Here is a 24,040-nt window from a genome sequence, read left to right as displayed (position 1 = left end):
CGCGAACCGGGGCGAAGCCCCGGCCAGGCAGCATCAACTGGCCGGCCGAACCGCTCGCCACAATTTCCCCGCAATGCCCACCACGGCCAGCACCACGGCACCGGCCACAACCCCGACACCGCCGTTCAGCAGTGCCACGGTCAACGCCCCGCCACGCCCTTCGCTGAATGCCTCGATCGCATGATGCAGAGGTGCGATGCCATGCACCAGGATCCCGCCACCAACCAGGAACATGGCCGCCGTGCCGATCACCGACAGGCTCTTCATCATGTATGGCGCGGCACGCAGAATGCCGTTACCCACCGCCCTGGCCAGGCGTGATGCCTTGCGGGTCATCCACAGCCCCAGGTCATCGAGCTTGACGATACCGCCCACCAGCCCGTACACGCCGATGGTCATGACCACCGCGATACCCGACAGCACGACGATCTGCTGGGTCAACGGCGAGTCGGCAACGATGCCCAGGGTGATGGCGATGATCTCTGCCGACAGGATGAAGTCGGTACGTACCGCACCCTTGATCTTGGCTTTCTCGAACGCCACCAGGTCGACATTGGCATCAGCCACCGCCTCCTTGAGCGCTTCGTGCTCGGCGTCAGTTTCGGCCTTGCTGTGCAGGAACTTGTGCGCCAGCTTCTCGAAGCCCTCGAAGCAAAGGTAGGCACCGCCCAGCATCAGCAACGGCGTCACCGCCCAGGGAATGAACGCACTGATCAGCAGCGCCGCCGGCACCAGGATGGCCTTGTTCACCATCGAGCCCTTGGCTACTGCCCACACCACAGGGATCTCGCGCTCGGCACGTACCCCGGTGACCTGCTGGGCATTCAGCGCCAGGTCATCGCCCAGCACGCCTGCGGTCTTTTTTGCCGCCACCTTGGTCATCACCGAGACGTCATCGAGCACAGTGGCGATGTCGTCGATCAGTACCAGTAGACTGCTTCCTGCCATGTTTGCCTGCATCCAGAAGAGTGAGTGTCCAGGATTCTAGCCCAAAGCCGCTGCCTTGAGCGCCCGTCGAGCCCGGTGCTACCATGCCCGATCCCTCTTAGAGGTGGCCAGACACGAGGAAGATCCCTGACCATGAGCACCATTCGCGAGCGCAACAAGGAACTGATCCTGCGCGCGGCCAGCGAGGAATTCGCCGACAAGGGCTTCGCCGCCACCAAGACCAGCGATATCGCGGCCAAGGCCGGCCTGCCCAAGCCGAACGTGTATTACTACTTCAAATCCAAGGACAACCTCTACCGCGAGGTCCTGGAGAGTATCATCGCGCCGATCATGCAGGCGTCGACCCCGTTCAATGCCGACGGTGACCCGAAGGAAGTGCTGAGTGCGTACATCCGCTCGAAGATCCGCATTTCGCGCGACCTGCCGCATGCGTCCAAGGTGTTCGCCAGCGAGATCATGCACGGTGCCCCGCACCTGTCGCCGAACCAGGTAGCGCAGCTGAACGAGCAGGCGCGCCATAACATCGAGTGCATCCAGCGCTGGATCGACCGCGGGCAAATCGCCCATGTGGATGCGCATCACCTGATGTTCAGCATCTGGGCAGCGACCCAGACTTATGCCGATTTCGACTGGCAGATCTCTGCCGTGACCGGCAAGGCCAAGCTGGCCGACAGCGATTATGACGCCGCAGCCGAGACCATCATCCGCATGGTGCTCAAGGGCTGCGAGCCCGAGGTAGCCTGACCCCCGGCGCTGGCTTCTACGCGGGTGAACCCGCTCCCACAGGGACACCACGAGCTTCAAGCCTGTGATGATCCTGTGGGAGCGGGTTCACCCGCGAATAGGCCGGAACAGGCAACAGAGATTTAGGCTGCTACACCCGCATCCGCCTTCAACCCCACCTCCTCGATCGCACTGATCGCGCACTGCTCGTCGATATCCGACGTATCCCCACTGATCCCTACCGCACCCAACACTTTGCCGTCCTGATCACGCACCAGCACACCACCCGGCGCCGGCACCACCGGTCGCTCGCCCAACCCGTTCAGCGCGGCAAAAAATGCCGGCCGCTGCTGCGCGTCCAGCGCCAGCAGGCGCGACCCCTTGCCCAGGGCAATAGCCCCCCAGGCCTTGCCGGTAGCCACCTCCGGCCGGATCAGGCTGGCGCCATCCTCGCGCTGCAGCGCCAGCAAGTGGCCGCCGGCATCCAGCACCGCCACGGTCAGTGGCGCGGCGTTGATCTTGCGGCCCGCCGCCAGCGCGGCATTCACCAGGCTGACCGCGACTTTCAGGTTCAAAGCGTTCATGGAAAGGTCCTCTTCTTGTTGTGAGAAGCCCTGAGGGCAGGTGAAAAACCGAAAAGCCAATAGAACACAACTGAATCTTTTTTTGTATACAATAAATTGAAACGATCGTATGCGAGATTGCAAACGCCCGTTTTCACGGGCGCTTGAACGAAAGCGACCTCGTCCGACGAAAACCCGTTGACCTGAGCGGCCAGCCGTGAATACACTCTGGCACAAAGCAAGTTGTATACAATTACAAAATCGATGAGGCACAAACCATGAGCAAAATGAGAGCAATCGATGCAGCCGTTCTGGTCATGCGCCGTGAAGGTGTAGATACCGCGTTCGGCATCCCGGGGGCTGCCATCAACCCGTTGTACTCGGCCCTGAAGAAAGTCGGTGGCATCGATCACGTCCTCGCTCGTCACGTCGAAGGCGCCTCGCACATGGCCGAGGGTTACACCCGTGCCAACCCAGGCAACATCGGCGTGTGCATCGGCACCTCCGGCCCAGCCGGCACCGACATGGTCACCGGCCTGTACAGTGCCTCCGCCGACTCCATCCCGATCCTCTGCATCACCGGCCAGGCCCCACGTGCCCGCCTGCACAAGGAAGACTTCCAGGCCGTCGACATCACCAACATCGTCAAGCCGGTCACCAAGTGGGCCACCACCGTTCTGGAGCCAGGCCAGGTGCCTTACGCCTTCCAGAAGGCCTTCTATGAAATGCGCACCGGCCGCCCAGGCCCGGTACTGATCGACCTGCCGTTCGACGTGCAGATGGCCGAAATCGAATTCGACATCGACGCCTACGAACCGCTGCCAGTGCACAAGCCGTCCGCTACCCGCGTACAGGCCGAAAAAGCCCTGGCCCTGCTCAATGACGCCGAACGCCCGCTGCTGGTAGCCGGTGGCGGCATCATCAACGCCGACGCCAGCGACAAGCTGGTCGAGTTCGCCGAACTGACCGGTGTACCAGTGATTCCAACCCTGATGGGCTGGGGCACCATCCCGGACGACCACGCACAGATGGTCGGCATGGTCGGCCTGCAGACTTCGCACCGCTATGGCAACGCCACCCTGCTGAAATCCGACCTGGTGTTCGGTATCGGTAACCGTTGGGCCAACCGCCACACCGGTTCCGTCGACGTCTACACCGAAGGCCGCAAGTTCGTGCACGTGGACATCGAGCCGACCCAGATCGGCCGCGTGTTCACCCCGGACCTGGGTATCGTTTCCGACGCCGGCAAGGCACTGGACGTGTTCCTCGAAGTGGCCCGCGAGTGGAAAGCCGCTGGCAAGCTGAAGTGCCGCAAGGCCTGGCTGGAAGACTGCCAGGAGCGCAAGGCCACCCTGCAGCGCAAGACCCACTTCGACAACGTGCCAGTCAAGCCGCAGCGCGTCTACGAAGAAATGAACCAGGTATTCGGCAAGGACACCTGCTACGTCAGCACCATCGGCCTGTCGCAGATCGCTGGCGCGCAGTTCCTGCACGTGTACAAGCCACGCCACTGGATCAACTGCGGCCAGGCCGGCCCGCTGGGCTGGACCATCCCTGCCGCCCTCGGTGTGGTCAAGGCCGATCCGAAGCGCAAGGTGGTCGCGCTGTCGGGTGACTACGACTTCCAGTTCATGATCGAAGAGCTGGCGGTGGGCGCACAGTTCAACCTGCCGTACGTGCACGTGCTGGTGAACAACGCCTACCTGGGCCTGATCCGTCAGGCACAGCGTGGCTTCGACATGGATTACTGTGTACAACTGGCGTTCGAGAACATCAACTCGACCGACGCCGCCACCTACGGTGTCGACCATGTCGCCGTGGTCGAAGGCCTGGGCTGCAAGGCCATCCGTGTATTCGAGCCGGCCGAGATCGCCCCTGCCCTGCTCAAGGCACAGAAGATGGCCGAAGAGTTCCGCGTACCGGTGGTGGTCGAAGTGATTCTCGAACGTGTGACCAACATTTCCATGGGCACCGAGATCAACGCGGTCAACGAGTTCGAAGACCTGGCCCTGGTCGGCAACGACGCGCCAACCGCCATCTCGCTGCTGGACTGATCGCCTGACGCCCCCGTGCCGGCCCCTACCTCAGGGCGCCGGGGGCCTTCATCGCTAGGAGACACAACATGCCTCGCTTCGCTGCCAACCTGTCCATGCTGTTTACCGAACAGGACTTCCTGGCCCGCTTCAAGGCTGCCGCCGATGCTGGTTTCAGCGGCGTAGAGTACCTCTTCCCGTACGATTTCAGCGCTGCCGAGATCAAGCAGCAGCTGGACGCCAACGGCCTGACCCAGGTGCTGTTCAACCTGCCGGCGGGCGATTGGGCCAAGGGTGAGCGCGGTATCACCTGCCACCCTGACCGCGTCGAGGAATTCCGCGCCGGTGTCGACAAGGCCATCGAGTACGCCAAGGTGCTGGGCAACACCCAGGTCAATGCCCTGGCCGGCATTCGCCCACAAGGCCCGGACTGCGCCACCGTGCGCAAGACCTTCGTGGAAAACCTGCGCTACGCCGCTGACAAGCTGAAAGCCGCCGGGATCCGCCTGGTCATGGAAATGATCAACACCCGGGACATCCCCGGCTTCTACCTGAACACCACCAAACAGGCCCTGGAAATCCAGGCCGAGGTTGGCAGCGACAACCTGTTCCTGCAGTACGACATCTACCACATGCAGATCATGGAAGGTGACCTGGCTCGCACCATGGAAGCCAACCTGAAACTGATCAACCACATCCAGCTGGCCGACAACCCCGGCCGCAACGAGCCAGGTACCGGCGAGATCAACTACCGCTTCCTGTTCGAACACCTGGACCGCATCGGCTACCAGGGTTGGGTGGGCGCGGAGTACAAGCCGCTGACCACCACCGAAGCGGGCCTGGGCTGGCTGAAGACCCATAACGCAATCTAAGGCTGATCGGGTCCCGTGACACATGCCTGACCCAGTGGGAGCGGGTTCACCCGCGAATGCGATGTTGGCTTCACTGCCGCTTTCGCGGGTAAACCCGCTCCCACAGAGTTTTGTGTCCAACAAGGGGGCCTGTGCAGCTTGCTCCATCGAGATTCAACAAATACAACGAGGTAATCTCTCATGGCTAAAATCGGTTTCATCGGCACCGGCATCATGGGCAAGCCCATGGCTCAGAACCTGCAGAAAGCAGGTCACAGCATCTTCATCTCCACCCACCACGACGCTGCCCCGGCCGACCTGATCGCCGCCGGTGCCGTGGCCCTGGCCAACCCGAAGGAAGTTGCCCAGGAAGCCGAGTTCATCATCGTCATGGTCCCCGACACCCCGCAGGTCGAGAGCGTCCTGTTCGGTGACAACGGCGTGGCCGAAGGCGTGGGCCCGAACAAGGTCGTGATCGACATGAGCTCGATCTCCCCTACCGCCACCAAAGCCTTCGCCGAGAAGATCAAGGCTACCGGCGCTGCCTACCTGGACGCCCCGGTGTCCGGCGGCGAAGTCGGTGCCAAGGCCGCGACCCTGAGCATCATGGTCGGTGGCTGCCCGAAAGCCTTCGAGCGCACCCTGCCGCTGTTCGAAGCCATGGGCAAGAACATCACCCGCGTCGGTGGCAATGGCGACGGCCAGACCGCCAAGGTGGCCAACCAGATCATCGTTGCCCTGAACATCCAGGCCGTTGCCGAAGCCCTGCTGTTCGCCGCCAAGAATGGTGCCGACCCGGCCAAGGTACGTGAAGCCCTGATGGGCGGCTTCGCCTCGTCGAAGATCCTCGAAGTGCACGCCGAGCGCATGATCAAGGGCACCTTCGACCCAGGTTTCCGCATCAACCTGCACCAGAAGGACCTGAACCTGGCCCTGCAAGGCGCCAAGGAACTGGGCATCAACCTGCCCAACACCTCCAATGCACAGCAAGTGTTCAACACCTGCCAGGCACTGGGCGGCGGCAACTGGGACCACTCGGCGCTGATCAAAGGCCTGGAGCACATGGCCAACTTCTCGATCCGCGACGACAAGTAAGTAATTTTTAGCCTTCACCGGCCTCTTCGCGGGTGAACCCGCTCCCACAGGATTTACGCCGTCTTCAGCCTCTGTGAAGTCCCTGTGGGAGCGGGTTTACCCGCGAAGAAGCCAACACCGTTGAACCTGCGACCACAGGTTCAACGGTGGCACCGAGCAACACCCGCCCCTGGTTCGGCCTGCACGGAGGCAGTTCCAGGGGCGTTTTGATTCTGCAGAACAACAATAATTGGGAGCCTGCCATGTCGGTCGATCCGCAAAACCTTCTCCGCGAGCTGTTCGACACAGCCATCGCTGCCGCCCACCCCCGTCAAGTCCTCGAACCCTACCTGCCCGCCGACCGCAGCGGCCGGGTCATCGTCATCGGTGCAGGCAAGGCCGCAGCCGCCATGGCCGAAGTGGTCGAGAAGTGCTGGCAGGGCGAAGTCTCCGGGCTTGTTGTCACACGGTACGGTCACGGTGCCAACTGCCAGAAGATCGAGGTGGTCGAAGCCGCCCACCCGGTCCCCGATGCCGCCGGCCTGGCCGTGGCAAAACGCGTGTTGGAACTGGTCAGCAACCTCAGTGAAGACGACCGCGTCATCTTCCTGCTGTCCGGCGGTGGCTCAGCGCTGCTGGCCCTGCCCGCCGAAGGCCTGACCCTGGCCGACAAGCAGCAGATCAACAAGGCGCTGCTGAAATCCGGCGCCACCATCGGCGAGATGAACTGCGTGCGCAAGCACCTCTCGGCGATCAAGGGCGGCCGCCTGGCCAAGGCCTGCTGGCCGGCCACGGTGTATACCTATGCCATTTCCGATGTCCCGGGCGACCTCGCCACGGTGATCGCCTCCGGTCCTACCGTGGCCGACCCGAGCACCTCGGCCGACGCCTTGGCCATCCTCAAGCGCTATAACATCGAAGCACCCAAGGCGGTTATCGACTGGCTCAACAACCCAGCCTCGGAAACCGTCAAGGCCGACGACCCGGCCCTGGCCCGCAGCCACTTCCAGCTGATCGCCAAGCCCCAGCAGTCGCTCGAAGCCGCCGCGGTCAAAGCCCGCCAGGCCGGGTTCAGCCCGCTGATCCTCGGCGACCTGGAAGGCGAATCACGCGAAGTGGCCAAGGTGCACGCCGGTATCGCCCGGCAGATCGTCCAGCACGGCCAGCCGCTGAAAGCGCCCTGCGTGATCCTGTCCGGCGGCGAAACCACCGTGACCGTGCGCGGCAATGGCCGTGGCGGGCGCAACGCCGAATTCCTGCTCAGCCTCACCGAAAGCCTGAAAGGCCTGCCGGGCGTGTACGCCCTGGCCGGTGACACCGACGGTATCGATGGCTCGGAAGAAAACGCCGGCGCCTTCATGACCCCGGCCAGCTACGCCCGTGCCGAAGCCCTGGGCCTGTCGGCCAGCGACGAGCTGGACAATAACAACGGCTACGGCTATTTCGCCGCCCTGGATGCGCTGATCGTCACCGAGCCGACCCGCACCAACGTCAACGATTTCCGCGCCATCCTGATCCTCGAGACTGCCCAATCATGACGCCTGATAAAAAAGTAAAGATCCTCGCCACCCTCGGCCCTGCGATCAAAGGCATCGACGACATCCGCCAACTGGTAGAAGCCGGGGTGAACATCTTCCGCCTCAACTTCAGCCACGGCGAGCACGCCGACCACGCCCTGCGCTACCAGTGGATCCGCGAAGTCGAGCAGCAACTGAACTACCCGCTGGGTATCCTCATGGACCTGCAGGGGCCGAAGCTGCGCGTCGGCCGCTTTGCCGACGGCAAGGTGCAGCTGCAACGCGGCCAGGCCCTGCGCCTGGACCTGGACAACACCCCGGGCGACAGCCGCCGGGTCAACCTGCCGCACCCTGAGATCATCGCCGCCCTCGAGCCGGGCATGGACCTGCTGCTGGACGACGGCAAGTTGCGCCTGCGCGTCACCGCCAAGCACAGCGACGCCATCGACACCGAAGTGCTGGCCGGTGGCGAGCTGTCCGATCGCAAGGGTGTCAACGTGCCGCAAGCGGTGCTCGACCTCTCCCCGCTCACCGAGAAAGACCGCCGCGACCTGGCCTTCGGCCTGGAGCTGGGCGTGGACTGGGTGGCCCTGTCGTTCGTGCAGCGCCCCGAAGACATCACCGAAGCACGCCAGCTGATCGGTGACCGTGCCTACCTGATGGCGAAGATCGAAAAGCCATCGGCGGTCGAACAGTTGCAAGCCATCGCGGAACTTGCGGATGCAATCATGGTGGCCCGTGGCGACCTGGGCGTGGAAGTGCCGGCCGAAAGCGTGCCGCAAATCCAGAAGCGCATCATCGGCACCTGCCGCCAACTGGGCAAACCGGTGGTGGTGGCCACGCAGATGCTCGAATCCATGCGCTTCTCGCCAGCGCCGACCCGCGCCGAAGTCACCGACGTGGCCAACGCCGTGGCCGAAGGTGCCGATGCGGTGATGCTGTCGGCCGAGACTGCCTCGGGTGAGTACCCGCTGGAAGCCGTGCAGATGATGAGCAAGATCATCCGCCAGGTGGAGAACGGCCCGGACTACCAGGCCCAGCTCGACGTTGGCCGGCCGAAGGCCGAGGCCACCGTATCGGACGCCATCAGCTGCGCCATCCGCCGTATCAGCGGCATCCTGCCGGTGGCGGTGCTGGTCAACTACAGCGAGTCGGGCGCCTCGACCCTGCGCGCGGCACGCGAGCGGCCACGGGCACCGATCCTCAACCTCACCCCGAACCTGGCCACCGCGCGTCGCCTGAGCGTGGCGTGGGGCGTGCACTCGGTGGTCAACGACCGCCTGCGCCAGGTGGACGAGGTTGTATCCACCGCACTGGAGATTGCCCAGGCACAAGGCATGGCCAGCCGTGGCGACACGCTACTGATCACTGCCGGTGTGCCTTTCGGCAAACCGGGGTCGACTAACACGCTGCGGATCGAGACCTTGATCTGAGATTTCGGGGGCGCCTTGCGCCCCATTCGCAGCACAAGGCTGCTCCTACAAAGGGACCGCGAAAACCTCCCGCTGCGCGGTCCCTTTGTAGGAGCAGCCTTGTGCTGCGAATGGAGGGCAAAGCCCTCCTCGTACACAGAAACATCACAACTGCGGAAAACCCGAGGCCCAAAGAGGCCCACCGCGCCCCATCAACCTCACTGACTGCCCCGATGTACACCAAAAATTTCGTCAACCCGTGCCCCGACTGGGCCACGGCGTTACTCAACGGCTTCAGCCAGGTGCTGCTGCTGCGCAACCCCCTGTGCGGCCTGTGCTGCCTGCTGGCCATCCTGCTGACCGCCCCCGGCCTGGTCGGTGGTGCCCTGCTCGGCGCCCTGGCCGGCCTGCTCACCGCCCAGGCTCGTGGCTACGACCGCGCCGACCGCCAGGCAGGCCTGTACAGCTACAACGGCGTGCTGATCGGCATCCTGATCAGCGCCGTGCTGCCCTGGTCGGTCATCCTGCCGCCACTGATCATCGCCGCTGGCGGCCTGTCCAGCATCATCACCCACCAGTGGCGCAAGCGCGGCGGCAAGCTGCTGATCGCCTACACCGCACCCTTCGTCCTGCTTGGCTGGGCCGTATTGCTGATCGCCAGCCCCTCGCCCAGCGGCTTCGTCGAAGCCCAGCCGCTGTACGCGTTGGCGCGCGGCGTGGGCCAGATCTTCCTGCTCGACCAGCCCCTGGCCGGCCTGCTGATCAGCATTGGCATGTTCATCGCCAACCCCTATGCCGCAATGTGGGCGGTGATCGGTTCGGCCATCGGGGGCGGCGTAGCGCTACTCTCGGACCAGGCACAGGCAGCGTGGATGGGCCTTTACGGTTTCAACGCTGCGCTGGCGGCACTGGCGTTCAGCAGGCAAGGTGAAAAGCCGTGGCTGACAGTGCTGGCCATCGCCCTGGCCCTGCTGCTGCAACCGCTGTTCAAACTGCTACCGGTGCCCGGCCTGACCGCGCCCTTCGTCGCCGCCTGCTGGCTGATGCACCTGGGTAATCATCTGGCCCAGCCCAGGCAGCGTGACGCCAGCCGCTTGCACAGCTGAAATGCAACCCCTAGGCTCAGCCCATCGCTTTTGTGGAACGAGCCAATGAACAACCCTGCGAGCCTGCGCGAGCAGCTCTACATCATCGTCTTCCAGACCGATACCGTGGCTGGAAGACGATTCGACAAGATCCTCCTGCTGATCATCCTGGCCAGCCTGGTTACCGTCATCCTCGACAGCATCGACGAAGTGCACCAGGGCTACGCCGGCCTGCTGGCCGGCATCGAGTGGGGCTTTACCGCGATCTTCCTGGCCGAATATCTCACCCGCCTTTACTGCTCGCCCAAGCCGCTGCGCTATGCCTTCAGCTTTTATGGCCTGGTCGATCTGCTGGCGATCGTGCCGGGAATCATCGCGCTGTACTACAGCGACGCCCAGTACCTGCTGATCATCCGCGTGATACGGATGCTGCGGATCTTCCGCGTGCTCAAGCTCAGCCCGTACCTCAAGCAGGCCCATTACCTGATGGAGGCGCTGCGCGGCAGCAAGCAAAAAATCATCGTGTTCCTGGTGACGGTATCGACACTGGTGACGGTATTCGGCACCTTGATGTATGTGATCGAAGGGCCTGAGCATGGCTTTACCAGCATTCCCAAGGGCATCTACTGGGCCATCGTTACCCTGACCACGGTAGGCTTTGGCGACATCGTGCCGAAAACGCCGCTGGGGCAGGTGCTGTCGTCGCTGGTGATGATTACCGGTTATTCGATCATTGCCGTGCCGACTGGGATCTTTACCGCCGAGCTGGCCAATGCCATGCGCGGGGAGCAGTTGCAGCACTCCTGCCCGAACTGCAGCAAGAAGACTCACGAGCACGGCGCGGCGTTCTGTTCCCGGTGCGGAAGCGGACTGTTTCCAAAGCTGTGATGTTGGCGGCTGTGGCTGTGAGCCGCAGCCGACCATCGCACGCTTTGACTATCGACGAATTTGTCTAATTTCTGCATTCAGTCCGTCCTGATTGCTATTGAAACCCGGAGCGCCGCTCCCATTCCACTCTTCAGCTGTAAACCAACTTTGCATCTCTTTTTCCAGCGCAGCAGCCCCAGCCTCATTGGGTTCGAAAGTAGTTATTGCAATCGGCTTTGAGCGCACTCTGACGAAACCATAATTCCCAGCAGCACGATCAGTGGCAGAAAAATTGTAATCCTTCATTGAATCGCCTTTCAGATCAATTATCAACCCACCCTTAACATAAACCTCGCGCCCGGCAAAGTTCTCATGAGTGGCTGTCCTCGGCAACAGATCCGGAGCCTCTCCCCGAGCCAACCTGTAGTGTTTGTAACCATCACCCTGAGCCTCATATACATAAATACTTCTACGCTCATCAGCAGCTCTCTTTTTTAGCAGCTGTTTCAAAAGCCCCGTCGGCAAACTTTTTTCTTTCATGAAGCCGGTTGTACCAGTTCGACGCCACGGCATGAAAAGCTTTGTAATATTTACGCGACCTGAAGGATCCAAACCATTGACCGGATCAGAGGCACAGTAGACATAACTATTGATACCGCCTTTATTGAAAGGACTTAAATTATCAGGGGAAAGGAAGCGCATAAGTCTTGGCGCAAACTGACGATGCCCGTTTCCTAGAATATAACCACTTGTTACAAAATCCAGTCTTTCACCATTGAAAGCTTGCCTACCCTCCATACCGTTGTACGTGCCAAATCCGTAGGGCGTATATGAGAGTTCATTAATTTCATTGACAACCTCCCCATACACTGTCCCTGTATCACTACTCATTAGCAGCTTGGTGCTGGCCCCCAACGACGCAAGCGGCCATCTTGATACAGAGAAAAAATTCAGGTTTTTCTCACCCTCTTCGACTACCAACCTATTTTTACAATAAAAAAATCGAACCCTTCTCATAAATCCCCCTTAAAGCCTTTAATTCTACACAACAATTCTGCCTTGATGTCGCAATGACATCAAACCGCCCCATTAACTCCAATTGCAGGTTCAGGCCTATTCTGGGCACTTTTTATTTGACCTGGCTACTGGTAAATTTATCAGGTCTTATGCCAAAGCCCTCAGCCCAGCGCCTGTCGCCAGCACGCCATCCTTACCAAGATCGCGTATGGTTTAAGTTCGATGCGATCAACGTGATCTGACCTCAACAGCAGCGCTGCTGTTGGCATAAACAAAGTATTTTTTGTTCTTTAACTACCACTACTCCACCCGCTATAGTCGCAGGCAAACTGCCAACACCTTCTCGATAACAAGGAAGCAACGTGAAAAAACTCTTCACCGCCTCGCTGCTCGCCGCAGGCCTTGCCCTGGGCAATTTCGCCCAGGCTGCCCCCACCCTGCTCAACGTTTCCTACGACGTGATGCGCGACTTCTACAAGGATTACAACCCGGCCTTCCAGAAGCACTGGGAAGCCGAGCACAACGAGAAGGTCAACGTGCAGATGTCGTTCGGCGGCTCGAGCAAGCAGGCGCGAGCGGTGATCGATGGCCTGCCGGCCGATGTCATCACCATGAACATGGCCACCGACATCAACGCCCTGGCCGACAACGGCAAACTGGTGCCGGACAACTGGGTCAGCCGCCTGCCGAACAACAGCGCGCCATTCACCTCGGCCACTGTGTTCATCGTGCGCAAGGGTAACCCCAAGGCGCTGAAAGACTGGCCCGACCTGCTCAAGGATGGCGTGCAGGTGATCGTGCCCAACCCGAAGACCTCGGGTAACGGCCGCTACACCTACCTGTCGGCCTGGGGTTATGTGCTCAAGCAAGGCGGTGATGAAAACAAGGCCAAGGACTTTGTCGGCAAGCTGTTCAAGCAGGCGCCGGTGCTGGACACCGGTGGCCGCGCCGCCACCACCACCTTCATGACCAACCAGATCGGTGACGTGCTGGTGACCTTCGAGAACGAAGCCGAAATGATCGCCCGCGAGTTCGGCCGCGACCAGTTCGAAGTGGTCTACCCGAGCGTGTCGGCCGAAGCCGAGCCACCGGTCACCGTGGTCGACAAGGTAGTGGCGAAGAAAGGCACCCAGGCCGCGGCCGAGGAATACCTGAAGTACCTTTGGTCGCCAGCCGCCCAGGAAATTGCCGCACAGAACTACCTGCGCCCGCGTGATGCGACGGTACTGGCCAAGTACACCGACCGCTTCCCGAAAGTGGACTTCCTGTCGGTGGAGAAGACCTTTGGTGACTGGCGCACCGTGCAGAAGACCCACTTCAATGATGGTGGGGTGTTTGACCAGATCTACACCAACAATCAGTAATTGATGTAAGCCTTACCGGCCTCTTCGCGGCTAAAGCCGCTCCCACAGGAACCCCACAGCCCTCAGGTTTTGCACTGTACTTGTGGGAGCGGGTTTACCCGCGAAGAGGCCAGCAAGGGCAACATCAGGCCTGACGGAATACCAGGGCCTTCAAGCCCCCCACCGGGTCCACGTCAGGAAACTCCGGTGGGTTCTCCAGCCGCTCGACGAATTTCAGCGACGGCGCCTGCTCCACCATCCCCTCGATCAGAAACTCTGGCCCGATGCCCGGGTCGTTCACGCATGCCAGCACCGTTCCGCCCTCGCTCAACAACTCCGGCAGGCGCCGCAGGATCTTCGCGTAATCCTGGGTCAGCACAAAGCTGCCGCGCTGGAAGGTCGGCGGATCGATGATGATCAGGTCATAAGGCCCGTACTTGCGCACCTTGCCCCACGACTTGAACAGCTCGTGCCCCAGGTAGGCCACCCGCGACGCATCGTGGCCATTGAGGCGGTGGTTGTCGCGGCCCCGGGACAACGCCGACTTGGCCATGTCCAGGTTAACCACCTGCTCGGCGCCACCGGCAATCGCCGCCACCGAGAAACCGCAGGTGTAGGCGAACAGGTTCAGCACGCGCTTGCCCGCCGCCTGTTCGCGCACCCAGCGCCGACCATAGCGCATGTCGAGGAACAGGCCATTGTTCTGCCGCACGCCCAGGTCCAGCAGGTAGGTCAGCCCATCCTCGACCACCTCGCGCTGCTGGCACGCTTCGCCCAGCAGCCACTGGCCCGGGCTGTCGGGCAGGTAGCGATGCTGGAGAAGGATGGCTTGACCAGTCCACTGTGGGCGCTCGGCGAGAGTACGCAGCATGGCCTCCAGTTCGGCCAGCTGGCCTTCCGCCGGCTCGCGAAACAGAGCGACCGACAGCACGCCTTGCAGCCAGTCCACGGTGACCTGCTCCAGGCCCGCCCAGCAGCGGCCGCGGCCGTGGAACAGGCGGCGGGTTTCCTGCGGGGCAGGGTCGAGGGCGGCGAGCAGGTGTTGCTCCAGGGTCTGGATCGGCGAAGTCATCATGGGTCGCAAGCTGGCAAAAGCGGCATTCTACCTTGCGGGCCTTTTCGCGGGTAAACCCGCTCCCACAGATGCTGCGCACGGTTCGGGCCTGTAATGATCCTGTGGGAGCGGGTTTACCCGCGAAAGGGCCCGCAAGACCATCTCTTTACTCGGCCACAACCCGCGCTGGCCGGAACCACCACCCCTGCTGCATCCCCGCCGCCGCCAGCAGGATCAACGCCACCCCCAGCCACTGCAACGGTGCCAGCCGGTGCCCGAACGCCACCCAGTCCACAAGAATCGCCGCAATCGGGTAGATGAACGACAGCGCGCCGGTCAACGCCGTGGGCAAGCGCTGGATGGCGCTGTACAGCAACACATACATCAACCCGGTGTGCACCATGCCCAAGGTCACCAGGCTGGCCAGCGCCGGCACTTCACCCGGCAACCCGCCAAGCTTGACCCACGGCGCCAGCAACAGCACACCCGTGGCCACCTGGATCAGCGCGATCAGGTGCGGTGGCGTGCCACTCAGGCGCTTGATGATCAACGCCGCGATGGCATACAGGAAGGCCGCCCCCAGCGCCAGCGCAATGCCCAGCAAATAGTCCTCACCGCCACCCTGCCCCGCGCCATGGGCACTGACGATGGCCAGCATGCCGAGGAACGCCACGCTCAGCCAGGTAACCTTGGCCAAGGTGATCTTCTCGCCCAGGAACACCGCCGCCAGCCCCACCAACATGAACGGCTGTACGTTGTACACCGCCGTGCCGATGGCAATCGACGCCCGCGAGTAGGAGGCGAACAGCAACACCCAGTTGCCGACAATGGCCACACCGCTGGCAATCGCCAGCAGGAACGCCGTGCGGCTGATCACGCCCGGCCGCAGGAAGCCGAACCCCGCGCAAATCGCCAGCAAGGTCACGGCACCGAACACGCAGCGCCAGAACACCACCTCGAGCACCGGCTGGCCTGACACCAGCACGAACCAGCCGATGGTTCCGGAAATCAGCATGGCGGCAACCATTTCCAGCGAGCCACGACGCAATGAACTGTCCATCTCAAACCTCCTGTTGACGATGGCGACAGTATGCAAAGGTTGTCGGTTAGCCTTCCAGCGCATAACGAAGGAAGATTGGCCAGTTTGCCTTTACTATCAAGGCAAATAACGCGAACGACCTGATTGAGGTGACCATGACCGATGCCATCGACCAACTGCTGATCAACGCGCTGATGGAAGACTCGCGCCGCTCGCTCAAAGCCCTGGCGCAGATCAGCGGGCTGTCTTCACCCAGCGTCAGCGAACGCCTGCGTCGCCTGGAGGAGCGCGGCGTGTTGCGCGGTTACACCGTAGAAGTCGACCCACGCGCCTTTGGCTACCAACTGCAGGCCATCGTGCGCATCCGTCCGCTACCCGGGAAGCTGCAGGAGGTGGAGCGGCAGATCATCGCCATTCCCGAATTCACCGAGTGCGACAAGGTAATTGGCGAAGACTGCTTCATTGCCCGCCTGCATGTTCGCTCGATGGAGCAGCTGGATACCCTGCTCGACCGCCTCTATACGGTGGCCGAGACCAATACGGCGATCATCAAGAAGACACCGGTCAAACGGCGGTTGCCGCCGATGGATTGATTTCTTCCTGTTTTGGCTCTTCGCGGGCAAGCCCGCTCCCACAGGATTTCCACAGTCCAGGATGCTGTGCGGTCCCTGTGGGAGCGGGCGCGCCCGCGAAGAGGCCAGCACAGGAAAAAGCTGACTAATTTTTGTACACAAGAATGTCACCATAAGTGTCGTTTTTGTGTGCACTTTCCAAGATCACGCCCCAATACGTTACACACTTCCCACAACTTATTCTGACCAAATGATCAACTAAATCATCTTCGAAAAATTTAAACCTGTTCATTTGGTCAACTTATATCCCATTCATTTCATCAACTTATATTTCAACAAGATAGATTCGAAATGATGGCCAACCGAAGTTTGCTTTTTCCTTGGCACGGAACTCGCTTTTGTGTGTTCGTGTTTTGTATACAAACCAAGCAAAACATAAATACACAAGAACCCGCGACGCCGACCCAACATCGGCCGCCGCGCCCCAAACCCTGAGATGCCAACGCTGCACCGACGAGATGGCGAGCCCGTGCGCATGCCCGCTCATCGCAGTCCACGTGCATCAGGAGCCCGCCGGAATGAGTACCAGCTTCGACCTTGCCCCTGAACTATCCGTCGCCAGCACCCACCCCGCGTCCACTCTCGCCGGCAGCCAGCCGGAACTTGCCCTGAGCCCGCGCCTGCATAACCGCGACCTCGCCCCGACGCGCATCGAAGGCCGCCGCTGGGGCGGCTACAGCATCTTTGCGCTGTGGACCAACGATGTGCACAACATCGCCAACTACTCGTTCGCCATGGGCTTGTTCGCCCTCGGCCTCGGTGGCTGGCAGATCCTGCTGTCGCTGGCCATCGGCGCGGCGCTGGTGTACTTCTTCATGAACCTGTCCGGCTACATGGGGCAGAAGACCGGCGTACCGTTCCCGGTCATCAGCCGCATCGCCTTCGGCATCCATGGTGCGCAGATTCCGGCGCTGATTCGTGCGGTCATCGCCATCGCCTGGTTCGGCATCCAGACCTACCTGGCTTCGGTGGTGCTGCGCGTGCTGCTCACCGCTGTATGGCCGCAGATGGCAGCCTATGACCATGACAGCATCCTCGGCCTGTCGAGCCTGGGCTGGGTGTGCTTCGTGTCGATCTGGCTGGTACAGCTGGTGATCCTGGCCTATGGCATGGAGATGGTGCGCCGCTACGAGGCCTTTGCCGGCCCGGTGATCCTGCTGACCGTCGCCGCCCTGGCGGTGTTCATGTACTTCAAGGCCGACGCCCGCATCGCCTGGTCGGTTGCCGAACCGCTGACCGGCTACGAGATGTGGCGCAACATATTTGCCGGCGGCGCGCTGTGGCTGGCGATCTACGGCACCCTGGTGCTGAACTTCTGTGACTTCGCCCGCTCCTCGCCATGCCGCAAGACCATCCGCGTTGGCAACTTCTGGGGCCTGCCGGTGAACATCCTGGTGTTCGCCGTGATCACCGTGGTGCTGTGCGGCGCGCAGTTCCAGATCAACGGCCAGATCATCGACAGCCCGACCCAGATCGTCGCGGCCATCCCAAGTACAGCGTTCCTGGTACTGGGCTGCCTGGCCTTCCTGATCGTGACGGTGGCGGTGAACATCATGGCCAACTTCGTCGCCCCGGCCTTCGTCCTCAGCAACCTGGCACCGCGTCACCTGAACTTCCGCCGCGCCGGGCTGATCAGCGCCACCCTGGCGGTGCTGATCCTGCCGTGGAACCTGTACAACAGCCCACTGGTGATCGTGTACTTCCTGTCCGGCCTGGGTGCCCTGCTCGGCCCGCTGTACGGGGTGATCATGTCCGACTACTGGTTGCTGCGCAAAGGCTGCATCAACGTGCCGCAGCTGTACAGCGAAGACCCGGCTGGCGCCTACCACTACACCAAGGGCATCAACCTGCGCGCCGTGGCCGCCTTCGTGCCGGCCGCCCTGCTGGCCATCGTCCTGGCCCTGGTGCCCAACTTCCATGGCGTGGCGCCATTCTCCTGGCTGATCGGTGCCGGCATCGCCGCCGCACTTTACCTGCTGATCGCCCCACGCAAACACCAATACCAAGACGTCAGCGGCGAATGCATCGCCGTGGACCACAGCAGCCATTGACCAGGGAGGACTACCCATGCGCATTCTGATCGCCAACGTCAACACCACCGAAGCCATCACCGAAGCCATTGCCGAACAGGCCCGTGCGGTGGCAGCGCCCGGCACGGAAATCATCGGCCTCACCCCATGGTTCGGTGCCGAGTCGGTGGAAGGCAACTTCGAAAGCTACCTGGCCGCCATCGCGGTGATGGACCGGGTACTGGCCTACGAAGGCCCTTATGATGCCGTGATACAGGCGGGTTACGGCGAACATGGCCGCGAAGGCTTGCAGGAACTGCTGAACGTGCCGGTGGTGGACATCACCGATGCAGCCGCCAGCACGGCGATGTACCTGGGCCATGCCTACTCGGTGGTGACCACCCTGGACCGCACCGTGCCGCTGATCGAAGACCGCCTGAAGCTCTCCGGCCTGTATGACCGCTGCGCATCGGTGCGGGCCAGCGGGCTGGCGGTGCTGGAGCTTGAAGCCGACCCACAGCGCGCCGTGGAGGCGATTGTCGAGCAGGCGGAACGCGCCGTGCGTGACGACAAGGCCGAGGTGATCTGCCTGGGTTGCGGCGGCATGGCCGGTTTGGACGAGCAGATCCGCCAGCGCACCGGCGTGCCGGTGGTCGATGGCGTGAGCGCGGCGGTGACCATGGCCGAATCGCTGGTGCGCATGGGCTTGAGTACCTCCAAGGTCCGTACCTTCGCCACGCCACGGATGAAGAAAGTGGTGGGTTGGCCGATGCGGTTCGGGCGTTAGGAGTCTTTCGCCTGTCCTGGCCTCTTCGCGGGTAAACCCGCTCCCACAGGGACCGCATTGCTCTCAAGGCCTGCGCAGTACTTGTGGGAGCGGGTTTACCCGCGAAGAGGCCGGTCCTGTCGAAGCATCATTCTGGTCAACCGCTGTGTACACAACTTCATCGTCACTCTGTACAGGCTTCCCGGCAGAACAGTACCAGCGGATCAGGTCGGGCAACTATGCGCACCATCATTCAAGCCTTGACGCACGTTGCGGCTGAGCAGGCTGGCCTTGCCGTCGTGCCAGGTCAGGGTCAGGACGTAGAGGGTGTCGAAGTCGTCGCCGCTCCAGTCCTCGGTGATCACCCGCTCCTCACCGAGGGCCTTGCCAGCCACGGCATTGATCAGGTCAGGGAGGTAGCCATGCGACCAGGCGGTGTACAGGGTCGCGTTACGGTACTTGTCGCGCAGCAGCTCTTCGGCCAGCGCGTCGGTGTCGTTGGCGCCATAGTCGATGTTTACCGGCAGGCCCAGGCGAATGGCGCTGGGGGTGATGGTCATCAGCGGGCGAATGTAGCTGTAGCTTTGGTCCTTGCTGCCTTCCTCGACATGCCGCGAGGGGTTGGCAGCGAACACGTAGTCGGCCTTGCCAAAGCGCTCGGGCAGCACGGTCGCCAGGTCCAGCGCACGGTTGAGGCCCTGGCAGTTCAACTGGCCCAGCCCCTCGCCCGGCTTCTCGGCGTGGCGCAGGAACACAAGGGTCTGGGTGCCATCCACCGGTTGCGCCCGGCTTTCGACAGCTTCCAGCGCCAGCGGCACGGCTATGGCTGCAAGCGTCAGGCTCAGCAACCAGTGACGACGACGGCGGAAGAATGTTGGCAACTTCATCAAGACAGGCCCATGTGGCAGAAAGAATCGGGTAGACCCGCCACATTACCCCGCCAACAGCACCGCGGGGCATCCTTGTAGTGAATGCCGTCCTTGGCAACGAGTGAGGGTGAGAGTGCCCTGAACCCGTTTGGTTCCTCCCTGGAGGTGGATGCCGTTCCCTAGGCAAGGCTTAGATTAGAGGATGGGTGTTGCTGAAATGTGTCCGTTCGTTACTCGTTGCTCTCGCTGATTACCGCTACGGTGGCCCGGCTGCTTGTTCCATAGAGACAGAGTCGAGAATGGTTACATCAAATACCTGCTCGATAACCTGCTTGGGGCCTTGATTCAGGCTCCAGGTGAAGAACACCAGAAAGCCCAGCAAGAACACGAAGAGAATCGAGCCCACGAGACTTTGTGCCACACCCGACCAAAATCCTGGCTTGGCCTGCCTGACTTCGCTGCTTGCTTTATCGGAATAGTACTGTTCAAGCTCCACTGCTTGCGCCGCGATCGAGGCATCAAGAAAGCCTTGAGCAAGCTGGCTGGCCTGATTGCGGTAGCTCTCGATCTGCGAGGGGCTGTTGCTGACATCATGGAAAGGGGCCAAGTCTTCATCCTTCGGCTCCCGGTCATGCTTTATCTTGAAAGCCTGGATAAACTCGATTTTCTGCCTCTTGTACAACGAATAGGCAATGATACCGAGTGTATCTTGCTCATTCTCCACAAGAACCGAGTATATGTGGTTGTAACAGCCATCGGCCATATGGCTCTTACCCTTTGCGCAGGCGGGAATACGCAGCCGCGAATGCTGCCTTCAGTTCCGAACGGGTTTTTCGGGAGTTGGTAACCACACTCGCGAGTTCGCGTGGTAACGAGATCTCCATTCGCGCGCCAGATGCCACCAACAGCGCGTTCGCTTCGCGTACCACCCGTGAGGAAAAATGCGATTTCATGGATAGGCTACCCTCTTCACGCAATGAGTCTGCAAGGTTAGCCGTACCCGGGAGGCTCCTCAATCAGACACTGGCCGACAGCGCGTGTAGTCCTTTTCCTCAATCATCCCGTGTCAGCACTTCCAGCAATTCGATCTCGAAGGTCAAATCCGAATTCGGCGGAATCGCCCCCACGCTGCGTTCGCCATAGCCCAGGTGCGCCGGTACCAGCAACTTGCGCTTGCCGCCAACGCGCATACCCATGAGGCCTTGATCCCACCCCTTGATTACCCGACCAGTGCCGATCACGCACTGGAACGGCTTGCCGCGCGACCAGGACGAGTCGAACTCGCTGCCGTCGGCCAGCCAGCCGGTGTACTGGGTGGTGATCAGGGCGCCTTTGACGGCGGCTTTGCCATCCCCCTCCACAAGGTCGATGATCTGCAGTTCTTGGCTCACGGGGCATACTCCAACGCTGGAAACAAAGCCGCCCTTTTCTCAGGAATGCACCGGTTTGGCAAGTTCGCGTGGCGTTTCGTGCTGGCGCATCGATCACAGCACGCCGCCTGAATCAGCCGAGCTGCTCGAAGGCTTCCTGGCCAGTCAGTTCCTTGGTCTGGTTGGCGAAGCAATACCAGGCGGGTTTCTGTTCTACGAAGATCTGCAAGTCGAAATGCCATTCCTGGTCGCCGTCGAGCAGGCCGACCGGCACGGCGTGGAAGTCATTGGCCTTGAGCCGGTAGTACAGGTGCGTGCCGCACTGGCCGCAGAAGCCGCGCTGGGCCCAATCGGAAGACTCATAGACGCTGGGTGCGCGCCCTTCGATCACCGGTGGCTGGCTGCAATGCACCACCAGCAATGGGCCGCCGGTCCATTTGCGGCACATGCTGCAGTGGCAGGCGCTTATATGGGTATTGTCGACGGTGACCTTGAGCCGGGTGGCGCCGCACAGGCAGGTGCCGTGTTTTTCCAGGGCCATGGCTGGCTCCTTGAGCGGAAGATGGGCCAGCAAGTATAGATACCTGTACCGGCCTCATCGCCGGCAAGCCGGCTCCCACCCCGACCGCGCCGTTCTCAGGCCAGTGCAGTACCTGTGGGAGCTGGCTTGCCGGCGAGGAGGCCGGCACAGGCAGCACAAGACAGTTGCCCAAGGTCAGATGTACACCGTACCGCGCAGGTACAACGCCGCCCGCCCGCTGATGATCACCCGGCCGTTACCCGGTACTTCGCACTGCAGCTGCCCTTTGCGCACCCCACCCTGCTCGCAGCTCAGCACGTTCCTACCCAGACGCTCTGCCCATATCGGCGCCAGCGAGGTGTGCGCCGAGCCAGTCACCGGGTCTTCGTTCACGCCAACCCTCGGGCCGAACCAGCGGGTGACGAAATCAAAGCCACGGCCTGCCGCGGTAACGGCGATACCGCGCACATCGAAGGCCGACAGCGCAACGAAATCCGGCTTCAGGGTGTCGAGCAACAGTGCGTCATCGATCACCACCACATAGTCATCACTGCGGTACAGCGCCTGTGCCTGGCCCAGGCCCAGCGCCTGCAACAGGCCCGGCAGCATGTCCACTGCGACCGGATGCTTGGCCGGGAAGTCCATGGCCAGCAGCCCGTCAGCGTTGCGGCTTACCCGCAGCTCGCCACTGCGGGTGTTGAAACGCAGCACCTGCACCTGCTCGCCCAGCTGTTCGAACAGCACATAGGCCGAGGCCAGGGTGGCATGGCCGCACAGGTCGACTTCCACGGTCGGGGTGAACCAGCGCAGGTCGAAGGTTTCGCCGTTGCGCACGAAGTAGGCGGTTTCCGAGAGGTTGTTCTCTTCGGCAATGCGCTGCAGCACGTCGTCCGGCAGCCAGCTTTGCAGTGGGATCACTGCCGCCGGGTTGCCCCCGAACGGCTCGGCGGAAAACGCATCGACCTGGAAGATTTCAAGTTGCATGCACACACTCCTTGTTGCCCGATCGCTGCCAGGCAGATGTATGAAAAGGGTTACTGGCGTACCGGAGTCAACACGGCTTCGCCGACAAAGAACGCCTGCAGGTTGCGCAGCACCAGGGTCACCGTATCGCGCGCCGCCTCCGGCGACTGGCCGGCCACGTGGGGGGTGAGCACGGTGTTGCCAAGGGCCTTGAGGGCATCGGGTACAGCCGGCTCGTCGTCGAACACATCCAGTGCCGCACCAGCCAGCTGGCCATGCTGCAGCGCGGCCACCAGGGCCTGGGTGTCGACCACGCTGGCTCGGGCGATATTCACCAGGTAGCCCTCGGCCCCCAGGGCCTCGAGCACCTGTGCATCGACCAGGTGACGAGTGTTGGCTCCCCCGGGGGTTGCCACCACCAGGATGTCGACGGCGTCGGCCAGGTGCTGCGGGCTGTCGTACCAGGTGTAGGGCACATCCTGGCGCGGCGTGCGGCTGTGGTAGCTGACGGGCATGGCGAAGCCCAGATGGGCGCGCCTGGCGATGGCCAGGCCCACCGCACCAAGGCCGAGAATGCCAAGGCGCTTGCCACTCACCGAGGGGCTGATCACCCGGTTCCATTCGCCCCGGCGGGTACTGGCATCGGCGCGGGGGATGTCGCGCAACAGCGCCAGCAGCAGGGCGAGGGTGTGGTCGGCGACCGCTTCGGCATTGGCCCCGGCGCCGTTGGTGACAGTGATGCCGCGCGCAGCGGCCGCGGCCAGATCGACCTGTTCGTAGCCGGCACCGATCACGCAGATGATCTGCAGTTTGGACAGCGTGTCGATTTCGCTGGCAGTCAGGCCCAGCGGGCCGCGGGTGAGCACGGCATCGATTTCATGGCCATAGCGCTGGATGGCCTCGGCCCGCAGTTGCGGCGAAGGGGCACGGATCAAACGGTAGCCGGCCTGCTCCAGCATGGGCAGGTAATCATCGACGGTTTCCACCAGCACCAGGACTGTCTTGTGCATGCCACCTCCGGGTCAGTTCGAGGCGACATTATGCGGAGTCACCGGCCAGTACAGTCAACCGAAATAAAGAGGTGAAACTGCACTGTTCTGTTCTGCTCTGCTCTGCTCTGCTCTGCTCTGCTCTTGATCTTGATCTTGATCTTGATCTTGATCTTGATCTTGATCTTGATCTTGATCTTGATCTTGATCTTGATCTTGATCTTGATCTTGATCTTGATCTTCGCGACTTCAGGAGGCCGAGCAGAGGTCTTGCGGAGGGAGGTGACGGGCATGGATGCCCGTCAAGCGCTGAGGCCCCATGGATGGGGCCTGCAGCGCGCCCTCCCGGGAGCAAGACCGGCGCGAGGGAACCCCGGAGCGGAGCGCAGGGGCCGG

24 protein-coding genes are annotated in these 24,040 nt (G+C 61.9%); 12 read left to right on the top strand and 12 right to left on the bottom strand.

Features of this window, described 5'->3' with window-relative positions; all coding sequences use genetic code 11:
* Window positions 1-33: 33 nt before the first annotated feature.
* The gene (locus WM94_RS09365; protein ID WP_038410029.1) at window positions 34-948 is read right to left on the bottom strand and encodes a DUF808 domain-containing protein; all 915 of its coding nucleotides are present in this window, start codon (window positions 946-948) and stop codon (window positions 34-36) included.
* A gap of 132 nt (window positions 949-1,080) precedes the next feature.
* On the opposite strand from WM94_RS09365, the gene WM94_RS09360 reads away from it, so the two are divergent.
* Window positions 1,081-1,692, top strand: a complete 612-nt coding sequence (locus WM94_RS09360; protein WP_013973538.1) for a TetR/AcrR family transcriptional regulator — start codon at window positions 1,081-1,083, stop codon at window positions 1,690-1,692.
* 122 nt (window positions 1,693-1,814) lie between these two features.
* On the opposite strand, the gene WM94_RS09355 is transcribed toward WM94_RS09360, so the two are convergent.
* On the bottom strand, window positions 1,815-2,255 hold the full coding sequence (locus WM94_RS09355) for a heme-binding protein (RefSeq protein WP_013973539.1): 441 nt from the start codon (window positions 2,253-2,255) through the stop codon (window positions 1,815-1,817).
* 257 nt (window positions 2,256-2,512) lie between these two features.
* Between WM94_RS09355 and gcl the strand changes: the two genes are divergently transcribed.
* The 7 genes from gcl to WM94_RS09320 all read left to right on the top strand — a co-directional run bounded on the left by gcl (window position 2,513) and on the right by WM94_RS09320 (window position 11,094).
* On the top strand, window positions 2,513-4,288 hold the full coding sequence (gcl, locus tag WM94_RS09350) for a glyoxylate carboligase (RefSeq protein ID WP_015271168.1): 1,776 nt from the start codon (window positions 2,513-2,515) through the stop codon (window positions 4,286-4,288).
* Between the two features lie 68 nt (window positions 4,289-4,356).
* The gene (hyi, locus tag WM94_RS09345; RefSeq protein ID WP_003259508.1) at window positions 4,357-5,139 is read left to right on the top strand and encodes a hydroxypyruvate isomerase; all 783 of its coding nucleotides are present in this window, start codon (window positions 4,357-4,359) and stop codon (window positions 5,137-5,139) included.
* A gap of 180 nt (window positions 5,140-5,319) precedes the next feature.
* The gene (locus WM94_RS09340; RefSeq protein WP_003259509.1) at window positions 5,320-6,213 is read left to right on the top strand and encodes a 2-hydroxy-3-oxopropionate reductase; all 894 of its coding nucleotides are present in this window, start codon (window positions 5,320-5,322) and stop codon (window positions 6,211-6,213) included.
* A gap of 242 nt (window positions 6,214-6,455) precedes the next feature.
* Window positions 6,456-7,730 (top strand): glycerate kinase, encoded by a 1,275-nt coding sequence (locus WM94_RS09335; RefSeq protein ID WP_039614445.1) that lies wholly within the window; start codon window positions 6,456-6,458, stop codon window positions 7,728-7,730.
* On the top strand, window positions 7,727-9,142 hold the full coding sequence (pyk, locus tag WM94_RS09330) for a pyruvate kinase (RefSeq protein ID WP_013973542.1): 1,416 nt from the start codon (window positions 7,727-7,729) through the stop codon (window positions 9,140-9,142). The genes WM94_RS09335 and pyk overlap by 4 nt, the downstream gene beginning before the upstream one ends.
* A 212-nt stretch (window positions 9,143-9,354) precedes the next feature.
* A complete protein-coding gene (locus WM94_RS09325) occupies window positions 9,355-10,227 on the top strand; it encodes an urea transporter (protein WP_061551042.1) in 873 nt (290 codons plus the stop codon).
* A 45-nt stretch (window positions 10,228-10,272) separates the two neighbouring features.
* Window positions 10,273-11,094: an ion transporter gene (locus WM94_RS09320; protein ID WP_061551041.1), complete on the top strand. Its 822-nt coding sequence runs from the start codon at window positions 10,273-10,275 to the stop codon at window positions 11,092-11,094.
* A gap of 48 nt (window positions 11,095-11,142) precedes the next feature.
* Here WM94_RS09320 and WM94_RS28900 read toward each other — a convergent pair whose 3' ends face one another.
* The gene (locus WM94_RS28900; RefSeq protein WP_156485953.1) at window positions 11,143-12,090 is read right to left on the bottom strand and encodes an RHS repeat-associated core domain-containing protein; all 948 of its coding nucleotides are present in this window, start codon (window positions 12,088-12,090) and stop codon (window positions 11,143-11,145) included.
* Between the two features lie 362 nt (window positions 12,091-12,452).
* On the opposite strand from WM94_RS28900, the gene WM94_RS09310 reads away from it, so the two are divergent.
* Entirely contained in the window at window positions 12,453-13,454 is a 1,002-nt protein-coding gene (locus WM94_RS09310; protein ID WP_023661740.1) for a sulfate ABC transporter substrate-binding protein, read from the top strand.
* 124 nt (window positions 13,455-13,578) lie between these two features.
* Here the strand turns inward: WM94_RS09310 and WM94_RS09305 are convergent, their stop codons facing one another.
* The gene (locus WM94_RS09305; protein ID WP_061551185.1) at window positions 13,579-14,505 is read right to left on the bottom strand and encodes a class I SAM-dependent methyltransferase; all 927 of its coding nucleotides are present in this window, start codon (window positions 14,503-14,505) and stop codon (window positions 13,579-13,581) included.
* Window positions 14,506-14,653: 148 nt separating this feature from the next.
* Complete coding sequence (locus WM94_RS09300) at window positions 14,654-15,547, bottom strand: DMT family transporter (RefSeq protein ID WP_039614450.1); 894 nt, start codon at window positions 15,545-15,547, stop codon at window positions 14,654-14,656.
* Between the two features lie 134 nt (window positions 15,548-15,681).
* Here WM94_RS09300 and WM94_RS09295 point away from each other — a divergent pair, with 134 nt between their 5' ends.
* From WM94_RS09295 to WM94_RS09285, 3 genes are all read left to right on the top strand, one after another.
* The gene (locus WM94_RS09295) at window positions 15,682-16,119 is read left to right on the top strand and encodes an Lrp/AsnC family transcriptional regulator (protein WP_003260363.1); all 438 of its coding nucleotides are present in this window, start codon (window positions 15,682-15,684) and stop codon (window positions 16,117-16,119) included.
* Between the two features lie 557 nt (window positions 16,120-16,676).
* The gene (locus WM94_RS09290; RefSeq protein ID WP_039614451.1) at window positions 16,677-18,209 is read left to right on the top strand and encodes an NCS1 family nucleobase:cation symporter-1; all 1,533 of its coding nucleotides are present in this window, start codon (window positions 16,677-16,679) and stop codon (window positions 18,207-18,209) included.
* 16 nt (window positions 18,210-18,225) lie between these two features.
* Complete coding sequence (locus tag WM94_RS09285; protein ID WP_061551039.1) at window positions 18,226-18,954, top strand: aspartate/glutamate racemase family protein; 729 nt, start codon at window positions 18,226-18,228, stop codon at window positions 18,952-18,954.
* Window positions 18,955-19,157: 203 nt separating this feature from the next.
* Here WM94_RS09285 and WM94_RS09280 read toward each other — a convergent pair whose 3' ends face one another.
* The 7 genes from WM94_RS09280 to WM94_RS09250 form a co-directional block, all read right to left on the bottom strand.
* Window positions 19,158-19,820 (bottom strand): hypothetical protein, encoded by a 663-nt coding sequence (locus WM94_RS09280; RefSeq protein ID WP_061551038.1) that lies wholly within the window; start codon window positions 19,818-19,820, stop codon window positions 19,158-19,160.
* A gap of 238 nt (window positions 19,821-20,058) precedes the next feature.
* Window positions 20,059-20,565: a hypothetical protein gene (locus WM94_RS09275; protein ID WP_061305962.1), complete on the bottom strand. Its 507-nt coding sequence runs from the start codon at window positions 20,563-20,565 to the stop codon at window positions 20,059-20,061.
* 289 nt (window positions 20,566-20,854) lie between these two features.
* Window positions 20,855-21,193 (bottom strand): FKBP-type peptidyl-prolyl cis-trans isomerase, encoded by a 339-nt coding sequence (locus WM94_RS09270; protein WP_003254365.1) that lies wholly within the window; start codon window positions 21,191-21,193, stop codon window positions 20,855-20,857.
* Between the two features lie 112 nt (window positions 21,194-21,305).
* Window positions 21,306-21,713, bottom strand: coding sequence for a GFA family protein (locus WM94_RS09265; RefSeq protein WP_039614455.1), 408 nt, complete (start codon window positions 21,711-21,713; stop codon window positions 21,306-21,308).
* Between the two features lie 174 nt (window positions 21,714-21,887).
* Complete coding sequence (locus tag WM94_RS09260) at window positions 21,888-22,676, bottom strand: PhzF family phenazine biosynthesis protein (protein WP_039614456.1); 789 nt, start codon at window positions 22,674-22,676, stop codon at window positions 21,888-21,890.
* Between the two features lie 50 nt (window positions 22,677-22,726).
* Window positions 22,727-23,665, bottom strand: a complete 939-nt coding sequence (locus WM94_RS09255; protein WP_061551037.1) for a 2-hydroxyacid dehydrogenase — start codon at window positions 23,663-23,665, stop codon at window positions 22,727-22,729.
* 38 nt (window positions 23,666-23,703) lie between these two features.
* On the bottom strand, window positions 23,704-23,937 hold the full coding sequence (locus WM94_RS09250; protein WP_061551036.1) for a hypothetical protein: 234 nt from the start codon (window positions 23,935-23,937) through the stop codon (window positions 23,704-23,706).
* Window positions 23,938-24,040 lie beyond the last annotated feature (103 nt).

It is taken from the genome of Pseudomonas sp. ABFPK (genome assembly GCF_001586765.1).
In the GTDB taxonomy this organism is placed as follows: Bacteria; Pseudomonadota; Gammaproteobacteria; order Pseudomonadales; family Pseudomonadaceae; genus Aquipseudomonas; species Aquipseudomonas asiatica.
Note: the sequence above shows the minus strand (reverse complement) of the source record. Positions and strands in the feature narration are given on the sequence as shown.

Excerpts from the sequence above, each read along its gene's own strand:
- WM94_RS09285 (WP_061551039.1), top strand. The coding sequence starts at position 18,226 with ATGCGCATTCTGATCGCCAACGTCAACACCACCGAAGCCATCACCGAA.
- WM94_RS09260 (WP_039614456.1), bottom strand. The coding sequence starts at position 22,676 with ATGCAACTTGAAATCTTCCAGGTCGATGCGTTTTCCGCCGAGCCGTTC.
- WM94_RS09255 (WP_061551037.1), bottom strand. The coding sequence starts at position 23,665 with ATGCACAAGACAGTCCTGGTGCTGGTGGAAACCGTCGATGATTACCTG.
- WM94_RS09295 (WP_003260363.1), top strand. The coding sequence starts at position 15,682 with ATGACCGATGCCATCGACCAACTGCTGATCAACGCGCTGATGGAAGAC.
- WM94_RS09365 (WP_038410029.1), bottom strand. The coding sequence starts at position 948 with ATGGCAGGAAGCAGTCTACTGGTACTGATCGACGACATCGCCACTGTG.
- WM94_RS09275 (WP_061305962.1), bottom strand. The coding sequence starts at position 20,565 with ATGGCCGATGGCTGTTACAACCACATATACTCGGTTCTTGTGGAGAAT.
- hyi (WP_003259508.1), top strand. The coding sequence starts at position 4,357 with ATGCCTCGCTTCGCTGCCAACCTGTCCATGCTGTTTACCGAACAGGAC.
- WM94_RS09290 (WP_039614451.1), top strand. The coding sequence starts at position 16,677 with ATGAGTACCAGCTTCGACCTTGCCCCTGAACTATCCGTCGCCAGCACC.
- WM94_RS09300 (WP_039614450.1), bottom strand. The coding sequence starts at position 15,547 with ATGGACAGTTCATTGCGTCGTGGCTCGCTGGAAATGGTTGCCGCCATG.
- WM94_RS09360 (WP_013973538.1), top strand. The coding sequence starts at position 1,081 with ATGAGCACCATTCGCGAGCGCAACAAGGAACTGATCCTGCGCGCGGCC.
- pyk (WP_013973542.1), top strand. The coding sequence starts at position 7,727 with ATGACGCCTGATAAAAAAGTAAAGATCCTCGCCACCCTCGGCCCTGCG.
- WM94_RS09355 (WP_013973539.1), bottom strand. The coding sequence starts at position 2,255 with ATGAACGCTTTGAACCTGAAAGTCGCGGTCAGCCTGGTGAATGCCGCG.
- WM94_RS28900 (WP_156485953.1), bottom strand. The coding sequence starts at position 12,090 with ATGAGAAGGGTTCGATTTTTTTATTGTAAAAATAGGTTGGTAGTCGAA.
- WM94_RS09250 (WP_061551036.1), bottom strand. The coding sequence starts at position 23,937 with ATGCCCGTCACCTCCCTCCGCAAGACCTCTGCTCGGCCTCCTGAAGTC.
- WM94_RS09265 (WP_039614455.1), bottom strand. The coding sequence starts at position 21,713 with ATGGCCCTGGAAAAACACGGCACCTGCCTGTGCGGCGCCACCCGGCTC.
- WM94_RS09320 (WP_061551041.1), top strand. The coding sequence starts at position 10,273 with ATGAACAACCCTGCGAGCCTGCGCGAGCAGCTCTACATCATCGTCTTC.
- WM94_RS09335 (WP_039614445.1), top strand. The coding sequence starts at position 6,456 with ATGTCGGTCGATCCGCAAAACCTTCTCCGCGAGCTGTTCGACACAGCC.
- WM94_RS09280 (WP_061551038.1), bottom strand. The coding sequence starts at position 19,820 with ATGAAGTTGCCAACATTCTTCCGCCGTCGTCGTCACTGGTTGCTGAGC.
- gcl (WP_015271168.1), top strand. The coding sequence starts at position 2,513 with ATGAGCAAAATGAGAGCAATCGATGCAGCCGTTCTGGTCATGCGCCGT.
- WM94_RS09340 (WP_003259509.1), top strand. The coding sequence starts at position 5,320 with ATGGCTAAAATCGGTTTCATCGGCACCGGCATCATGGGCAAGCCCATG.
- WM94_RS09325 (WP_061551042.1), top strand. The coding sequence starts at position 9,355 with ATGTACACCAAAAATTTCGTCAACCCGTGCCCCGACTGGGCCACGGCG.
- WM94_RS09305 (WP_061551185.1), bottom strand. The coding sequence starts at position 14,505 with ATGACTTCGCCGATCCAGACCCTGGAGCAACACCTGCTCGCCGCCCTC.